This window comes from Leptotrichia sp. oral taxon 847 (assembly GCF_001553645.1).
Taxonomy (GTDB): domain Bacteria; phylum Fusobacteriota; class Fusobacteriia; order Fusobacteriales; family Leptotrichiaceae; genus Leptotrichia.
Map to the genome: position 1 here is coordinate 978,087 of NZ_CP014231.1, position 18,356 is coordinate 996,442.

At 29.3% G+C, this 18,356-nt stretch carries 17 protein-coding genes; 5 read left to right on the forward strand and 12 right to left on the reverse strand.

Going from position 1 to position 18,356, the window contains the following annotated elements; translation table 11 throughout:
- Positions 1–153: 153 nt before the first annotated feature.
- The 4 genes from tnpA to AXF11_RS04480 form a co-directional block, all read right to left on the reverse strand.
- A complete protein-coding gene (tnpA, locus tag AXF11_RS04465) occupies positions 154–615 on the reverse strand; it encodes an IS200/IS605 family transposase (protein ID WP_068154106.1) in 462 nt (153 codons plus the stop codon).
- A gap of 190 nt (positions 616–805) precedes the next feature.
- Positions 806–2,005 (reverse strand): tRNA guanosine(34) transglycosylase Tgt, encoded by a 1,200-nt coding sequence (gene tgt / locus AXF11_RS04470; RefSeq protein ID WP_082729381.1) that lies wholly within the window; start codon positions 2,003–2,005, stop codon positions 806–808.
- A 91-nt stretch (positions 2,006–2,096) separates the two neighbouring features.
- Positions 2,097–2,339 (reverse strand): type B 50S ribosomal protein L31, encoded by a 243-nt coding sequence (locus tag AXF11_RS04475; protein ID WP_068155324.1) that lies wholly within the window; start codon positions 2,337–2,339, stop codon positions 2,097–2,099.
- A gap of 355 nt (positions 2,340–2,694) precedes the next feature.
- The gene (locus AXF11_RS04480; protein ID WP_068155326.1) at positions 2,695–3,132 is read right to left on the reverse strand and encodes a Dps family protein; all 438 of its coding nucleotides are present in this window, start codon (positions 3,130–3,132) and stop codon (positions 2,695–2,697) included.
- Between the two features lie 187 nt (positions 3,133–3,319).
- Here AXF11_RS04480 and AXF11_RS04485 point away from each other — a divergent pair, with 187 nt between their 5' ends.
- The 3 genes from AXF11_RS04485 (at position 3,320) to AXF11_RS04495 (ending at position 7,010) form a co-directional block, all read left to right on the forward strand.
- On the forward strand, positions 3,320–4,144 hold the full coding sequence (locus tag AXF11_RS04485) for an undecaprenyl-diphosphate phosphatase (protein WP_068155328.1): 825 nt from the start codon (positions 3,320–3,322) through the stop codon (positions 4,142–4,144).
- A 3-nt stretch (positions 4,145–4,147) separates the two neighbouring features.
- Positions 4,148–5,656 carry a coproporphyrinogen III oxidase gene (locus tag AXF11_RS04490; protein WP_068155330.1) on the forward strand — a complete coding sequence of 503 codons (1,509 nt, stop codon included), beginning with the start codon at positions 4,148–4,150 and terminating at the stop codon, positions 5,654–5,656.
- A gap of 142 nt (positions 5,657–5,798) precedes the next feature.
- The gene (locus AXF11_RS04495) at positions 5,799–7,010 is read left to right on the forward strand and encodes an IS256 family transposase (RefSeq protein WP_068153993.1); all 1,212 of its coding nucleotides are present in this window, start codon (positions 5,799–5,801) and stop codon (positions 7,008–7,010) included.
- A gap of 356 nt (positions 7,011–7,366) precedes the next feature.
- On the opposite strand, the gene AXF11_RS04500 is transcribed toward AXF11_RS04495, so the two are convergent.
- On the reverse strand, positions 7,367–7,777 hold the full coding sequence (locus AXF11_RS04500) for a hypothetical protein (RefSeq protein WP_068155332.1): 411 nt from the start codon (positions 7,775–7,777) through the stop codon (positions 7,367–7,369).
- 5 nt (positions 7,778–7,782) lie between these two features.
- Positions 7,783–8,667, reverse strand: a complete 885-nt coding sequence (locus AXF11_RS04505) for a hypothetical protein (protein WP_197416849.1) — start codon at positions 8,665–8,667, stop codon at positions 7,783–7,785.
- Between the two features lie 159 nt (positions 8,668–8,826).
- Between AXF11_RS04505 and relB the strand changes: the two genes are divergently transcribed.
- Both relB and AXF11_RS04515 read left to right on the forward strand, forming a co-directional pair.
- Positions 8,827–9,042, forward strand: a complete 216-nt coding sequence (relB, locus tag AXF11_RS04510) for a type II toxin-antitoxin system RelB family antitoxin (protein WP_006806162.1) — start codon at positions 8,827–8,829, stop codon at positions 9,040–9,042.
- Positions 9,027–9,299 carry a type II toxin-antitoxin system RelE family toxin gene (locus tag AXF11_RS04515; protein WP_068155336.1) on the forward strand — a complete coding sequence of 91 codons (273 nt, stop codon included), beginning with the start codon at positions 9,027–9,029 and terminating at the stop codon, positions 9,297–9,299. The genes relB and AXF11_RS04515 overlap by 16 nt, the downstream gene beginning before the upstream one ends.
- Positions 9,300–9,431: 132 nt before the next feature.
- Here AXF11_RS04515 and AXF11_RS04520 read toward each other — a convergent pair whose 3' ends face one another.
- From AXF11_RS04520 to AXF11_RS04545, 6 genes are all read right to left on the reverse strand, one after another.
- Positions 9,432–10,358, reverse strand: coding sequence for a replication initiation protein (locus tag AXF11_RS04520; protein WP_068155338.1), 927 nt, complete (start codon positions 10,356–10,358; stop codon positions 9,432–9,434).
- Between the two features lie 561 nt (positions 10,359–10,919).
- Entirely contained in the window at positions 10,920–11,621 is a 702-nt protein-coding gene (locus AXF11_RS04525; protein ID WP_068155340.1) for a hypothetical protein, read from the reverse strand.
- A 302-nt stretch (positions 11,622–11,923) separates the two neighbouring features.
- A complete protein-coding gene (locus tag AXF11_RS04530; protein ID WP_068155341.1) occupies positions 11,924–12,817 on the reverse strand; it encodes a hypothetical protein in 894 nt (297 codons plus the stop codon).
- Between the two features lie 14 nt (positions 12,818–12,831).
- Complete coding sequence (locus AXF11_RS04535) at positions 12,832–16,902, reverse strand: hemagglutinin repeat-containing protein (RefSeq protein WP_068155343.1); 4,071 nt, start codon at positions 16,900–16,902, stop codon at positions 12,832–12,834.
- A gap of 36 nt (positions 16,903–16,938) precedes the next feature.
- Complete coding sequence (locus AXF11_RS04540; protein ID WP_068155345.1) at positions 16,939–17,559, reverse strand: hypothetical protein; 621 nt, start codon at positions 17,557–17,559, stop codon at positions 16,939–16,941.
- Between the two features lie 206 nt (positions 17,560–17,765).
- Positions 17,766–18,356 (reverse strand): hypothetical protein, encoded by a 591-nt coding sequence (locus AXF11_RS04545; protein ID WP_156440382.1) that lies wholly within the window; start codon positions 18,354–18,356, stop codon positions 17,766–17,768.

Genomic DNA, 18,356 nt, shown 5'->3' on the forward strand with positions numbered 1-18,356 from the left:
TAAAAGAATTAGTCAAGACCACCCTTCAAAAGGGTGGCTTGCTCTACGGCTATAAGCCGTCGGGTCTCCTACTTCGCCTAAAGACGATACTTGACCTTCGTTCAAGCTACTGTTGTATTTGACTCGTTGCTACCTCTTAAAGAGGTATCCGTACTACTTGCTACCCTTAAAAGGGTCTTCATATTCCTTTACACTTAATTTGTCCATCGCTATATCATGTTTCTCCTGTTCGGCTATATATTTTTTTATTGTTGCTTCATTTAAGCCTACTGTGCTTACATAATATCCTTCTGACCAGAAATGTCTGTTTCCAAATTTATATTTTAAGTTTGCATGCTTATCAAACATCATCAATGCACTTTTCCCTTTCAGATATCCCATAAAACTTGATACACTTATTTTTGGTGGTATGCTTACCAGCATATGCACGTGATCTTTCATCAGATGTCCTTCTATTATTTCAACTCCTTTATATTCACATAATCTTCTTAAAATTTCTCCCACACTTTTTCTGTATTGACTATATACAATTTTTCGTCTATACTTAGGTGTAAATACTATATGATACTTACACATCCATTTAGTATGAGACAGGCTATTAGTTTTATTAGCCATATAAACACCTTCCTTTCATTAATAGTAGCTTGAACAACTCTATTATAACGGAAGGTGTATTTTGTTGCAAACTTACGTTTCCGCACCCGCATAGCAGGTGGTTTTATGTTTCGCACGCTTTGCGTACTCAACTGACTAAAGTCAATAACAAAAAAAGAAGAATTTTTATACAAACTCTTCTTTTTTTATTTTACACCATAACTCCATTTTTCCCTTTTTTCACAATAGTCGGATTTCCAAAAATTCTGGGCTTTATCCATTCACTCTCTTTTCCCATTGAATAATTTTTCAAAAACTCCTCTTTGTACTCTTGAAATCTTTCATTTAAAATAGCATTTCTAGCGTCGTCCATCAACTTTAACAAAAAGTGCAGATTGTGATAAGTCGCGAGTCTTTGTCCCAAAATTTCTCCAACTTTGAAAAGATGTCTTATATAAGCTCTTGTATAATTTTTACACACATAGCAGTCGCAGCCCTCATCAAGTGGTCTATCATCTCTTGAATAAGCTGAATTTTTTATAACAAGTCTTCCATATTTTGTAAAAACTGTCCCATGTCTCCCAAGTCTTGTTGGCTGAACGCAATCCATCATATCTATTCCAGATTCCACAGCTTCTAACATATCCACCGGCTCTCCAACACCCATCAAATATCTAGGTTTATCCTGTGGCAACTTTGGCGTGATGTATTCTAAAATCCGGTACATATCTTCTCTCGGCTCTCCAACTGCAAGTCCTCCAATTGCATATCCAGAAAAATCATCATCCATCTCAAATAACTCATCAAAACTTTTATTTCTCAAATCCTCATAAATTCCGCCCTGAACAATTGCAAAAAGCCCCTGTGTATCCTTATTTCTATTAGCTTTTATGCATCTTTTAGCCCATCTGGTTGTCCGTTCAATTGATGGAATTAAATACTCTCGTGAAGACAACCCTGGTGGACACTCATCTAAGACCATCATAATGTCGCTTCCCAAGTTATTTTGAATTTCAATAGATTTTTCTGGCGACAAAAAATGTTTTGAGCCGTCTATATGCGAACGAAAATTGACTCCTTCTTCTTTTATATCCCGCAAATCTCCTAAACTAAAAACTTGAAATCCGCCACTATCCGTAAGAATCGGTCTATCCCAATTCATAAAACCGTGCAGTCCTCCAAAATCATTTACCAATTTATCTCCTGGTCTTAAATACAAATGATAAGTATTTCCCAAAATTATTTGAGAATTAATTTCTTTTAGTTCCTCATTTGTCATCGCTTTGACGGTAGCCTGAGTTCCAACTGGCATAAATACTGGAGTTTTAATTTTCCCATGAGGCGTTGAAATCACGCCCGCTCTGGCATTTTTATCCTTTTTTTCCAATTCATATTTTATTGGTTTTTCCATTTATTTTCTCCTAGTTTTCAATATTTTCTAGAAAATTCAAAAAAAAACAGAGAGTAAAAAACCTCTGCTTCTAATTCTCTTATAATTAAAATTATAAATTATATTTTTTCTTAAATTTATCAACTCTTCCAGTTTCATCAACGAATTTAGATTTTCCAGTAAAGAATGGATGAGAAGTTGAACTTGTTGCAACTTTTATTACAGGATATTCTTTTCCTTCAAAAGTAGTTGTTTCTTTAGAAGTTTTAGTTGATTTTGTTAAGAATTTTTCTCCATTACTTGTATCTTCAAACACTACAAAGTTGTAAGCAGGATGTAAATCTTTTTTTGCCATTATTTATTTTTCTCCTTTCTATGTATAACTATGATTATTTATTTTTATCATTCACATTATAATAACATATTTCTCTATGTTTTTCAAGATTTGGAAATTGATTTTTTTATTAAAGTCATGATTTTTTTATATTCCAAATAAAAAACAGAGTGAAAATTTTAAGAACGGATTTTTAATTTTAATTTATTTTCAATTACAAAATATTATTTTACTTACCATCTAAATATTTTACTCTACCAATAACAAAATAAAATTTAATATTTTTGAAAAAAAGAGAAAATCGATAAAAGATTTTCTCTAAAAAAATATATTAATAGATATTTTATAATTTTGTAAAATTTATTTTGTTAAAAAACTATTTCAAATAAGCATTCAACATCCATAAATCTTTTTCGTATGTACTGATATATTCATCAACTAATGCAGATGTACCGTAATCATTTTCTTCATCAGCGACTACTTTTACTTCTTTTACTAATTTTAACATTGCTTCAAATTCTTTTATTACATCAGCAATTGCATCAGAAATAGAAATTTCTTTATTTTCAGCTTCTTTGATAGTAGAAACTGCTAAGTAGTCTTTTAATGTTCCTAAAGGACGACCACCGATTGCTAAAATTCTTTCAGCAACATCATCAATTTGTGTATTTAATCCATCATAATATTCTTCTAATTTTGCGTGAACAGAAAAGAATCCTGAACCAACTATATTCCAATGATAATTTTGAACTTTTCTGTATAACACATTTAAATTTGCTAAATAAAGATTTAATTTTTCAACTGTTTTTGACATTTTTATCACTCCTCAAAAATTTATATCATATATATTTTTGTACTTATTACAAATTTATTTTACCACTTTTCAAGAAATTTGTCAACCCTTTTTTTCCTAATTTTTAGATTTATTTTTAAAGTTGTAAAACTACCAAAAAAATGTTACAATTTTACATAATAAAAAATTTTTTTAGAAAGGAAATGATATGATTTTTAGCATTATAAAAGTCTTTATATTAAGTCTTGTTGAAGGACTTACTGAATTCGTACCTGTTAGCAGTACTGGGCATATGATAATTGTCGATCAGTTTTTGAAACTATCTAATAATAAAGTATTTGTTGACGCTTTTGAAATAATAATTCAGCTGGGAGCGATTCTATCAGTTGTTGTTTACTATTGGAAAAAAATATTTCCATTTGCGAAAGGTCACGCAAAACAAGAAAGTATGGATATTATTACAATGTGGATAAAAATTGTAATTGCTGTTATTCCTGCCACAATTTTGGGATTGAAATTTAACAAGGTTATTAAAGAAAAATTTTTTAATCCAGTAACTGTTTCAATAATGCTTGTTTTTTATGGAATTTTACTTATTTGGATTGAAACAAGAAAGAAAAAAGAAGAAAAAATAAAATCAATTAAAGAAATGACAATTCCAGTTGCACTTGGAGTTGGGCTTTTTCAATGCCTTGCGATGATTCCGGGAACTTCTCGTTCTGCTGCGACAATAATTGGTGGGGTTTTATTAGGACTAAATAGAGTTTTAGCTACAGAATTTTCATTCTTTTTAGCAATACCGACAATGTTTGGAGCAACTTTGTTAGAAATAGTTAAGATTGGACATGTTCTTACAATGGAAGAATGGTTTTTAATTGGACTTGGATTTGTATTATCGTTTATTTTTGCTTATGCCGTTATAAAGGTATTTATGGACTATATCAAAAAGCATGATTTTAAAGTATTTGGCTATTACCGAATTATTTTAGGAATTATTATTTTAGTTTTATTTTTCACAGGAGTGATAAAATAAAAAATGATTATTTCAAATATTAAAGTAAATAAAAATAAACTGGAAGAATTTGTGAGAGTTCTTTTACCCGAAGAATATGATATTTTAAAAAAAAATTCCAAAAAAAATATTTATTTTGAAATTTTTGAAAATCTAGAAAAAATTGATGTTATAGCTATTTTGACAGAAGAAAAGAATTATAAGAATGACAAAAATTCTGAAATAAAAATTGAAATTTGTGAAAATTTCAAAATTAAAAATATTAAAGAAAAAAATATATTAAAAAAGATTACTTTTTCTTATGAAAAAATTTGTGACAAATATTTTGACCAAGCGGAAGTTATGCTAAAAACTGCTCTTTTTAAAATTTTTGAAAAAGAAGAAAATTTTAAATGGGGCACATTAATCGGTGTCAGACCTACAAAAATTGTTGGAAGATTTTTAAAAATGGGACTTTCTTATGAAAAAATTTTAGAAATTTTGAGAGATATTTATTTAGTCAGCGATGAAAAAAGAAAGTTACTAATAAATATTGTAAAAAAACAGCAGAAATATTTCGACAAAGATACAATCGGAATTTATATTGGAATTGCCTTTTGTCCGACAAAATGCACTTACTGTTCATTTCCAGCGTATCTTCTAAAAGGAAAATATGCCGCTAGATACGACGAATATGTTAAAGATATTTACAGAGAAACTAAAGAGATTGGAAAACTTACACAAGAATTGAATTTAAAAATAAACACAATTTACATTGGTGGTGGCACTCCTTCAATTTTATCAGCCGATGAAATAAAAAAATTGCTTGATACAATAAAAGAAAACTACGATCTGAGCTATTTGAAAGAATTTACTTTTGAAGCTGGAAGAATTGACACCTTGAACCAAAAAAAACTTCAAGTTATAAAACAAGGTGGTGTGAATAAAATTAGCATTAATCCACAATCGTTTAATGAAAAGACGCTAAAACTCGTAAACAGATACCATGATAGAAAACAATTTGACAAAGTCTATAAATTAGCTAAAGAAATGGGACTTTCAATTAATATGGACTTGATTTTAGGACTTCCGAAAGAAACAACTCAAGATATTTTATATACCTTGAACGAAGTCGCAAAATACGACGTGGAAAATTTGACAATTCATAATTTAGCGATAAAAAATGCGAGTAAACTTAACAAAGAAAATTATGAACACCGCAACATTCTGGATTACGAAGCTATTTTTGAAAAAATTGATAAAATTACTAAAAATAAGGAACTTACGCCTTACTATATGTATCGTCAGAAAAATAGCTTCCAGTGGGGTGAAAATTTAGGATATTCCTTAAAAAATTATGAATCCATTTACAACATTGAAATGATTGAAGAAAATAAAACGATTATTGGAATTGGAGCTGGAGCGATTACAAAATTAATTTGGACAAATACAAATACTAAAAGAGATAACATAAAAAGGCTTGTCAATCCAAAAGATCCTCTTGTATGGATGAATGAGCTAAAAACACGGCTTAAAATAAAAAAGAAAAAATAAGAGAAATTTTTTTAATTGATTATAAATAAGAGAAATAATAAATTTTTTATGTGAATCATAGAAATGGGTGTGTAAAAATTTTTGTGTAAACCTCTAAATAATATATGGTAAAATAACTGTATAATATTTGGAGGTTTTTGTTATGACTAAAAAGAAAATTGACAACGAAATTTTTAAAACACTGATTGAGGATTACAATATTAAAGATACTAATGATATTAAGGATATGCTTAAGGATTTGCTTTCGGGTACTATCCAAACCATGCTTGAAGCTGAAATTGAGCATGAACTGGGGTATGCTAAACATTCTATGAAAGATAAGACTACTTCTAATGCTAGAAATGGACATTCCAAGAAAACTGTTAGAAGTGAGTATGGCAATCTTGATTTAGATATTCCTAGAGATAGAAATGCTGAGTTTGAGCCTCAAATCATCCCTAAATATCAAAGAGAAATTACTGGCATTGAAGGACAGATTCTTTCTCTTTATGCTAAAGGAATGAGCAATAGAGATATCGAGGACCATCTCAATAATCTTTATGGAATTGATGTTTCGCCATCTATGATCAGTAAAATTACAGATAAAATTATACCTGAAATTAGGGAATGGCAGTCTAGACAGCTTGAGGATGTATACCCAATAGTTTTTATGGATGCTATCCATTACAGCGTAAGAAAAGATGGAGTTGTTGTTAAAAAGGCGGTATATTTAGCTATAGGAATAGATAAGGAAGGGCGAAAGGAGGTCTTAGGATTTTGGATAGGAGAAAATGAATCAAGCAAGTACTGGCTAAATGTTTTAAATGAATTAAAAAACAGAGGAGTTCAGGATATACTAATTATGTCTGTTGATAATTTAAAAGGGTTCAGCGAAGCAATATCTTCGGTGTTCCCTAAGACAGAAATTCAAAAATGTGTGGTTCATCAAATTAGAAACAGCATAAGATACATATCTTACAAAGATGTAAGGGAATTTACATCAGACTTAAAAGAAATGTACAATGCACCAACACTGGAACAGGCAGAGTTTAAACTGGATGAACTAGAAGAAAAATGGGGTAAAAAGTATATGGCAGTAATTAATTCCTGGAGAAGTAACTGGAATGAGTTGACAACATACTTTAAATATGATACAAAGATAAGAAAGCTGATATATACGACAAACCCGATAGAAAGCTTAAACAGACAATTAAGAAAGTATACGAAGACAAAATCACTTTATCCGACAGATGAAGCATTGATGAAGTCAGTATATTTAAGTTTAAAGGAAGCAACAAGGAAATGGACTGGAAGAATACCGGGCTGGGGAGAAATATATTCTCAGTTAAGTATTTATTTTGAAGGAAGGATTTAAAAACAGGATGATAAAAATACCATCCTGTACCATATATTATATTTTGAGTTTACACAAAATTCTGGACACTCTCTTTTTGGAAAGATAAATAAAAAAAGGGAGTGTCCATTTATAATTTTAGGAATTTATATAAAAAATTTGTGCTCCCGAAGAATTTAAAAACAGGATGATAAAAATACCATCCTGTACCATAATTATATTTTGAGTTTACATAAAATTTTGGACTATCCCTTTTTTTATACTAAACCCCATTTGAATAACGAATATATTATAAATCTTTTTAGCAGATTAAACCTAATATTTATTTTCAAATAATTAAAACAAATATTCACTTTTTAAATGGGAAATAGTATTACTTATATTTTTTCAAACTTATTTTCATCTTCATAATATCTGCTTGCACTTTTTCTTTTATCATTTTCAACATCAAGAAGATAATAAATTCTTTTATCTTTATCATGCCAATAAATTTTTCTAACAGTTGCTTTTTTATCAGGATATTTAATTAATTTAACTTTATCACCTATATCAAATTTTGGTTTACTTGTCAGTTCATATCCTTCTCTTTTTATTCTCATTTTTTCATTGGTTGTTAATAATTCTACTAGTATGTATTCTTCATTCTCATCATCTCTTACACACTTTAATATTGTAGAAGTTGGATCTCCGTATGCTTTTTTTGTACTCTCAAAATCATAATATTTTAATCTTGATTCCATATAAGAACCCTTTAAAACACCATAAGTTCCTAAATAATTTTGTTTCATTTATTTCACTCCTTTTCATAGGGAACAAATCCCTCAAATTTTCTATCATAATATTTATCTGGGACTTTATTTAAAAATAATTTTTCAACTTTACCTAATGAACTTGAATCAGGTCTAAAATGTCCACTGGCATTATCCACTTTGATTATTTTCTCACCTTGAATAGTTACAATTCCAGCACCTTGTACTTTAGGTTCAAAACCTCCTATTAGAGTTGGGTGAGGCAATCCTTTTCCTGCTTCAACACCAGAAACCTGTCCAATTGCGCGATTTCCAATTATAATATTATTATTGGCATCTACAACATACATGTATAATCCGTTTAACGAACCTTTTTTCCCACCTGTTCCTAAATAATTTGTATTATTTATATAATTTGTTATATTCTGTGCTGTTGGATTCTTCACATATCCAGTTTCATTTGGTCTAAAAGTATATCTTCCCTTATCTAATTCATGCATTTCAGGAACAACACTGTATAATTTAGATGAACTAGAAGATATGAGTTCTTTCCTTTTATTTCCAGTTTCAATATAAGGAGTCTTATACTTAGTATTAAAATTCCACTCATTACCTCTACCTAATGTATAATTACCCTCAGAATTTTTTACTGCTGTTCTTGGAATTTCTGGTTTAAATTTCCAATTTGATTTTTCAGAATTTAATGTGTAACTTTTTTCCCCTGTAGATCTATGTGAATTATTTAAACTGCTATGAGTCCTATTATTAATATTTCCTATAGATTCAGATCCTTCTTCAAGAACTGTCGCTCCTTTTCTTGTAGCTCTACTCTCTGTGGTTGTTGTTCGTGTAACAGGATTCTTGGGTTTAAAAGTGTTAATAACTGCTCCTGCACCCTTAGATGCACCTTTTCTTATTCCAGAAGCCAAATATGATCCTCCAAGATAACCTGCCATTGTTCCTAAAATTTTAGCTCCGGATTCTTTTTTGATAATGACAAATGAATTTGAGGTAAAAAATTATTGACAAAAATTTAAAAAGTAGTATAATGGTATTACCAAAAAAATAAAATATAAGGAGTGAGTATTATGGCTTCTATAAGTTTAAAAGTGTCTGATATGGAAAAAAAATTTTTGCAAAGTATGGCACAATTTGAAGGTGTTACATTGTCAGAGTTAATAAAATCAAAAGTGTTTGACTCATTGGAAGATGAATATGATGCCAAAATAGCAGATTTAAGATTATCAGAATATGAAAGCTATTTGAAAAATGGAGGAGAAGTTTTAAAATGGGAAGAACTGTAAAATATAAAATAATCCCAACTCCACATTTCGTAAAAGATTTTAGCAAACTAGATGAATTTGTAAAAAAGAGAATAAAAATTTATTTAGAAAATATTGCAAAAGATCCACGCAGTAAAGGAAAAATATTGAAAGCAAATAGAAAAGGACAATGGAGATACAGAATAGGAAATTACAGAGTTATTGTAAATATTCAAGATGAAAATTTAGTAGTGTTAGCATTAGAAGTAGGGCATAGAAAAAATATTTATAATAGTTGATACTGAGGCTGTTTTATAAAGTTAGTTTTATAAAATAGCCTTTTTTGTTATTGATTTATAATATTAAAAAGTACCAAAGTAATAAAAAATTGTAATCTAAATAAATGCAAGTATTTAACATTTTTGAACTTTTTATATCACATATTTTCTAAACCAGTTCTCAAAATGTTCCATACTGTTAAAAGCAAACTCCTGCTCATAAAAGTCATCAACATTCTGAATTTTAACCACTACCATTCCATTCTTTTGTTCATTTATTGACTTTATTGTCAAAGTGTTAAACATTCCAGTTACTCCGTCCATCATTCTGACTTTTCTGTGAATGAAAAAGTCGGCAGGTGTTTTAATTTCTTTTTTCTCTTCCTTAATTTCTCTGGACTGTGGTTCTTCTTTCAGAAATGTAAAAATGAAGCCTGACACGGCAGGACGTCCTCTTCCTTTTGTGTTATACGTTTTCTGAATTTTTAATCCATACTTTTCTTTAAGCTCCTTTTGTATTGGCTTTAAGACTTTTACATCAATATCACACATTCGATAATTTACAGGAATGTCCATTAACCTTTTGAACTCATCTAAATTAACGCTCCAAAAGCCTGTACTTCTAAACTGCTTCATTCTTCTGTAAAACTCTTTGGTGTAACTTGACTTTAATCTGACAAACTCTTCCAGTTCAAATCTTGTCCAATTGCCAGGTTCAAACTCATTTAGTAAAAATTTAAACCTTTCACTTACTGCAATTGTCAAATTTTGTGTTTTTGTATTTATTACAAATTCCTGAAAAAGAGCAAACTGAATTATAAGCTCTTCTGATTGAAAAGTGTAATTTAATGCAAGCAGCTTTTTATTAACATTCATTATTGTTTTTGAAAATTCTTTTATTGTCATATTTTTTTCAAGCCTTATAAGTTTTTTTAACTCATTAAATGAAAAATTTAAAATTTTAGTTCCATTATCCCTTACTTTATGAAGAATTGTCATTAATAAATTTAATTCTTCAGCTGTAAATTTTCTAAGTTCCTGATTATTAAAATCATTTTTATATTTTACAATTTCATTCATTTGACATCATCTCCAATCATAGCCATTATATCATATAAAATATATTTTAACAACTATATTTAAAGTCGGTGTTTTTATTGTTCAGAAATACTCCCCAAAAGTTGTCTTTATTTTCCCAAAAAGTTGTTTTTTAACACATTCAGCTCCTTTATTTATCGCTGTTTGCGAGTACCTAAAAAGGTATTATAAAAGATATATATAAAATAGGTATAATAAAAAGGAACTAATTTAATAAATTAAACAAATATTTTTATAAAATTTATTGGGTAAAAAGTTGTTTTAAAAATTCAAATTATATGTAATATAAAAAAAATAACCGCTGTCTTTTACAACAACGATTATTTAAAAATTTTTCTAGTCTTTTACATTTCGCACTGGATTTTCAGATAATTTTTGGTTTTCAATTTTTTTATCAAGTATTTTCTGATTATCTTTTTGTACAACATCAACTACTGGCTGTGGTTGATGTATCGTAACCTAATTTTTGTAAACATTTTTAAAAGCATTTACAATTTATATAAGTCCTTAAGTATATTCCAGAATTCTCAAAATAAGAATTTTTTAAAACAATAAGTATATTTTTATCTTTTTGTTCTTTTTCAGCAATATATCTTCTATAAGTTTGTTAGCCATTAATCCAGCTTCTTGATAGTCTATTCCTTGGACAAAATTGTAGGAGTTATTAAAAATTAATACATACTCTTTTTTATTTGAAAAATTGATATTTTTATCTATTCTTTTTATAAATTCGTCTGCTAATTCATTTTGTTTTAAATCCATAATAAAAATATTTTTATTTTCTTCTAATTTAAATATTTTATCTTCATTTGACATATCGTCTCTTATAATCTTGCTATTAAAAATTTTTGTCATATTATCAAATACAAGATAAATTTCCAAATTTAATTTATTGCTCCACCATTGCATAAGTGCTATTAAGTATTGATAGCTAATCCCCCTATCTATTTCACTCATAATTAATTTTGAATTATCGTAAATTATTACAACATTTGCTTCTTTGTCTCCAAATAATTTTTTTACTATATGTTCAGATTCCATAGCAGCATCTCTAAAAGAATACCAATCATACCCGTATAAATGTTTATAATCATATATAATATCAATTTCATCCATTATTGCTATACAAAAATCATTTATATTTTTTATTTTTTCACTATCTAATTCTATAACCCATTTACCTTCTAAATTTTTATACAATTTTTTTTGTTGTTCCTGATTTATTATGGTTAAACTACTCCCCATTATTGCTACCCTTCTTTCTTTGTTACTTAGTATTTATTTGTTCAGGTTTAATTTCTTTAAAAGTCTTATAATGATCATCTGTATAATATGTATTATCTCACAACATTTGTCCAAGATTTTGGGTACACTCCAATATCCTATTGTCGCTCCGGTATTTATTCCCATACTTGAACTATTTGAGCTATAATTATTATGCAATTCTACAGTTTCTGAAGTAGCAACTTATTGAAAAATTTTAAATAAAGCTGCTACTTTACTAAATATTTTTTTACTTCATAGATGGAAATTTTGAGACTTTATTATCATTTTTTTATTACTGAAATTGTATTCAAAATCGCCGCTTTTATATTCAAATTATCCTCCCCTTTTAATTGCTCTTCCAAATCAGGCAACGCTTCAAAAAGCCCTTTTATTCCCAAAAATCTAATTAAATTTGCTTTATCATATATATTATTCGTCAATTTTATATATTTTAAAATAATAGGCACTATTATTCTATCTTTTTCCGTCATATGAATTAATTCATAAACTGTTTTTAAATTATAATTTACATTTTTCAATTCTTCCAACATTTGATCTTCAAATTCCATTTCGGTATCATAATTTCTTTTAGCAGAAATTTTTTTACCATTTATTACTACAAGATCTAATTTTTGTTCCACAATTTCTCTTCTCTCAAACATTATTTCTATAAATTTTAAAACTTCTTCTTCAAAAAGTTTCTTTGAGATATAATAAACACCTTTTCTGTTTTTAAATTCTTTATCACTTTCCCATGTAATTTCAATTTTGTTTCCTGTTACAGAAAAAAAAACTCTTGGATATATTTCTCCACTCGCTTGAGGTAATTGATGATTGTATGCCCACTCGTACAAAAGCCAAAATTCCGTGCTATCTAAATTAAACGCTACATCTTTATAAAGTTCATTAGCTTTCTTTACTAATTCGATTGCAGTATCTTTTCTGTCCTTTTTTATTTTCAATTCTTTATCTGGAAAAGGCTCATTTAAGATTTTATCCAGTTTATCTTTAAGTAAATATGCTGTGAAATATATATCTCCCAATTTATCATATTTATATTTTTCATTTTTTAATTCACATAAATCTTTCCCATCTACATAAAATTTCAAAATATAACTTTCATACGAAATCTCTGGGAAGTATTCAAAATCAAAATAAAATTTTATATTTTTCATTTTTAAACTCTCCTTTAATGCCATTTATTATATTGTGCTTTTGTTATAACACCATCTTTTAGCATTTGTTTTAATACATCTGGTGGAACTTGTTGACTTTTTATTTGTTTATCCGTTAGTTCATACGCGTGCCATTCATTATTAGTGCCAGTTGGTTGAAATTTTATCATTTTCCCTTTATATATAGCAAACCTCTGTTTTTTGGTCGCCGAATTATAAGAATGATTTTTTAATAAATCATTACCTGTTTTAATATCAGGAATTGAATCGGGACTTGCATTTGGAGGCATTTTAGGTCCTTTATGTTTTGGGGATGGTTTATATTCTCCATTAAAGTGCCCTCTTCTTACAATCATTTCTGTTGAAGGTTTAGAAGAATTCCCTTTATTTTTAATTTTAGCTTCTTTAGCCTGTTTTTCAAATTTAGTAACTTCATCTGACTTCAATGCTATTTTTGAACCATCTGATAATACTACTCCTTGAGTAACTCTTTCTCCATTAGTAACTTTGCTTATTTTTCCTGTTTTTCTTGTTGAAGTTATAACTTTTATTACTCTTTTTAATTTTTTCTTATTTTTTATTATTTTATCTGCTACTTTTATTATTTTACCTGTTGCTTTTACTCCTTTAACTGTTGCTTTTGCACCTGGAATTATTCCCATCACTCTTGAAAATAGGTCAATTTTTTCACCAGTTACTAAATCTCTCCCCGTTATTCCTTCAGCTATACCTTTTGCTGTTCCAACATAAGGTACGGAATCTAGAAGAGTACTTGTAATTTCTTTTCCTTTTCCATTTCCCACATTTTCTCCAAAATCAATTCCAGAATAGTCAATCCCATCAGATTTATGAATTATTAACTTGTCAGCATCATCTTTATATTTTTCTTGGAAATATTCATTAGTTGCTCTTCCTGTACTTTCAAGTCCTTTTTCTTCAGTTCCTGTTTCTATTTGTCTTCCTTCAACTCCATTTATAATATGGCTTCCTTCTTCTGCAATTACTCCAATAAGTCCTGTTTTTGTTTGATTTTCCTCAGCATTTTCATTGATAAATATTGTTTTTTCACCTGTTTTTTTATTTATATAAGCTGTTCCAGCCTTTGGTTTTCCATTTTCATCAATTAATTGACTAGCATGTTCAGGTGTTGTAAAAATTACTCTTACATTTTTATATCCCAAATCAGAGTAAGCCTCTTCAAAGGCACTTGCTATTTCTTTTCTTGTTTGTGCAACTTTCAATCTCTCTCCAGCAATATTATTGACTGTTTCAGAAAGTCTAGTTTCTCTCAACTGTCCAAAGAAATTTCTGTTGTCATCTCCTGGGTCATGAATTGAATTATCAAGTGCCTTTGTAACATCCTTTATTTCATCTTTAGCCTTATTCAAATCTTCTTTCAACTTACCAGGATTAGTAGCATACTCAATAGTCTGGCTCTCAATATTAACATTCGTAGAATGATGTTCATCTTTTGTAACTTCATTAGCTTTTGTAATATCCCTATTTATTGGACTTCCAGAAGCTTCTCCTATTTCTACATTTCCAACTACCGTATTTCTAGTTACTCCCTGTTTATCTCTATCATCTTGATTAAATCCAATATTTGTAACTCTAGGAGATTTTCCTAATGAAGTCCCTACTGAAATTCCTGTTGTTGTCATTGTATCGTAGTTTTGAATATCATGCCCAACATACTTATCAACTTTAAATGTAGTACCATTTTCACTCTGTTTTCCAATAATAGCTCCAGTATTTTCAACTGTTCCAACATGAAGATTACTTCCCTCTCCAACAATAAAGCTGCTTTGATTATCTACAAATGCTCTACTTCCGCTTGTTCTGCTTCCATTTACATTTAAAGAACTAGGAACTCCATTTGCACTTATTCCTACACTTGCTCCGCTTGATCTTCCAGTTGTCGTGCTTGTGTTCTGTCTGCTTTCTACAACCAGCTTGCCGATATTACCTGTAACTTTTCCGCCTTCCTGGTTAAATCCTGAAAGTGTCATTGTACCAGTATTATTGTGAACTTCATTTACATTTTGAAAATTACCATTTTGATAAATAGTTTCAGTTGTATTCAAATTACTTCTATTTGCAGAAACACTTCCACCATTTCCAGTAATCTGTGTTCCGTAGCCATATCCAATTGTCGCTCCCGTACTTATTCCAAAGTTTGAACTTCTTGAACTGCTGCTGTTATGAAGTTCCACTGCTTCCTTCCGAATATTTTTAACATTGTTGTAGATAAATGTTCCGCCTTGTGCCTGTGTCCCCTGATAAGTTATGTTGTTTACATTGTTGTAGGTAATGCTAGAATTTTCATTCATTGGTTTCATTGTCGTAACTACAGCACTTTCATTGTGGGAGTTGTTACTGTTTTTAGAAGTAGAATATCCTGCATTTACTCCAATATTTGCATAAAAGTTATTGTTTGCACTCGCATTTCTTACTTCACTTTGACTTAAATTTCCTGTGTGATAAGCCTGTCTTGTCCCTTGATTCCCTGCAAGTCCTGAAACCATTCCAGTTCCTGCATTTACTCCAGCTACAAGTCCACCTATCGTATCTCCTCTTCTAACTTGCTTTACAGCTCCAGCTGCTTGTTCCACTCTATCTTTTATTGGACTATTTATTCCAATTGACACACCAAAATTACTGCTTCTTGAAGTAGTTTTTACATCTCTTGTATCAATTCTTGCACCATATTTTACATCACCATTATTAATCTGAATATTTCCATACTCAAAATTTGTTGCCGTAATTTCTGCTCCGTTATTTAGCACACTTCCATCGCCAATTCTTAAATTTGATTTGGCATTTATCGTATCTTTTTCATCATAGGTGCTGCTTGACTTTCCATAATTTAATGAAGCCGTTCCGTGACTAATTCCTGCACTAAATCCTCTGGATGTATTTTTTTCATAAAAACTATTATGTAATTCTCTCGAATCTGTTGTCAATTTTCCGCCAACAAAGGTATTTTCACCTAAATCAATGTTACTTCCGATTCCTGTCAAGTTTCCTTCGATTCTTGCTCCACTAAGCTGTAAATTTCCTGCAACATTTTCTTCCTGATGAGATTTTATGTATGTACTGCTTTTAGAAACCGTATTCTTACTTGTCTGTTTTGACTCCAAGTCGTAACTGTTTACAGCGGATTCTACATTCACTTTCCCAATTTTCAGACCTTGTGTATCTCCGCCAATAAATGCTGAGCCTGTAAGGTTTAAATCTCCTATTCTTCCTGAAGTAGAATTTGCAGTTACTTCTCCGCCTAAATGTTCTGTTGCACCATATTTTGTGTAATTATTGCTGCCCTTGCCGAATTTATCTTCACCGCTTAAAGATAATGCCGATACATTGAATTTATTTACATCAAGTTCAAGATGATTTGTGTTTAGAATTCCTCCTGTTGACTCATAGCTGTTACCCTTAATAAAAGTTAATCCATTTGAAGAAATTTGCCCAATTGAGCCTATTTCTTCATGCCAGCTTCTGTCAAACTCGCCATTATTGAATCCTACTTTTCTTTTGGTTGTATTGTTGATTACATTTCCATTTTCAGAAATTAAACCTACAACTTCATTTCCCTTTATTTTTCCGCCGATATTTTCAATATTTCCAACTGAACTTATGAAAGTTCTATCTCCTGAAATTTCAGAAAGAAGATTTGTTGTAGTCTCATTTCTCACAGTATTTGCCTCAACATAGGTAACTCCACCATTACCCCATTTTGTACCATCGTTTACAAAGTCCTTAGTCTTGACATATGTTCCATTTATTCCACCAATTCTATTTCTAGTGTCATCGCTTATGCTTTCCCTAGTTCTGCTTGACAAGTAAATTTGCGGTGTCAAAACACTGACTCCATTCACTTCCTTTGAAACATACCAGATAATATCTTCATTTAAGGCATTTATCTGATCCTGAGTCAATGCCTGACCGACAACAAGACCAAGCCTTGCCTTTTCATCAGCTGCATTATCCATCATTGACTGAATCAATTCCTGATTAGATTTTCCGTTCAAAAAGCTTGTTCCAAGCTTTTCATTTAAAGCTCTTGTTAGCAATTGATTGTACAAAATTTTAGGTACACTTAATTTTTTAAGATATTGATTTTATAAATTTTCAATAAGATAATCATATATCTCATGTGCTTCTTCTTGTAATTCTTGTTCATAATACGCATAGTAATGTTCTGAAATTTTTTTCATTTTGTAAGTGTATTTTCCGTCAATTATAAATGTAGAAACTCCTTTATAGGTATTTAAAAGTTTATATTCATAAGTATTTAGAAGTTTATAATTTTCTTGTTTTTTTGCACTATTGTACAATTCTTCAAACGCTATTCTTTCATCTTTTGAATCAGTTATTGAAAAAAAACCTATATTTTTTTCTTTATCATATAAATAATAACCATCACTTATTTTCTTCAATATAAAATTTTTAGGTAAAGTAACAGTAAAAACTTCATTATTACCTTTGACTTTAATTTTTATTAATTCTCTTTTCTTTATGGATTCAAAATAATTTTTAACTTTTAAAGGGTTATTTTTTGTAAAAATATTTAATCCATCTACATCTTTTTCTGTTCTATCACGAGTACAACCATATTCAGCACAATAATAAGTCCCCATTGTCCCCAATAAATATGTTCCTGCCGCTGCTGTTGTTAATAAACAGGAATTTAAACAAAAAATGCTTATCAATATCAATAATATAAACTTTAACTTTTTCATATTAATTACCCACTCTTTCTCTCAACTTTTTTAACTGTTCATTTATATTTTGAGATTTTTCTCTATTTATTTCAGGTTTCAGCATATTTACACCTTCATCAAGATTTATATTCTTAGATATGGATTATTTCTTGGAACATTCATAAGTATTTGTCCTTTCTTTGTTTAATCAAATCTTCCTGTTTTTTAAAGGTATTATCATATTCTTACCATTCTTTAACTAACTCTTTTAAAAAATTCGTAATCTTTTTCTCATTTTCAGTGCTTGAGAGTATACCAAAAGTAAAATAAATATCCTTACCTATTCTATTTACATAATCTTTCTCAGAAGGATAAGATTTTGAAAAATAAATATGCTCTCCTATTTTATTTATATACTCATTTGTTCCATCTATTACTCCAGTCATTAAATTTTCATTTTTATCTAATCTAAATCCCAAAGGGAAGCCTGTTTTTTTTTCTTTATCATATAGATAATAATTAATCATATATCCATATCTTCCAAATATATCATCACTATCATGATTGTACTTCATTAATGTCATGTTTTCCGGCAATAATATTTTCCGTCCTTCAATCTCTACATATTCTTTTTTTCTTTGCAATATTTCTTTTAAGTAATTTTCATACTCCTTTTTATCAAGAACTATATAAATTCCTTGTGGATCTTTTTTAGTTGCCTTAGGCATTCCAGTCATCATACATCCATGATCCGCACAGAAACTTGCAAGGGTAAAACAAGAATTTAAACAAATCATTGATAATAGTATCAATAATACAAACTTCAAATTTTTCAT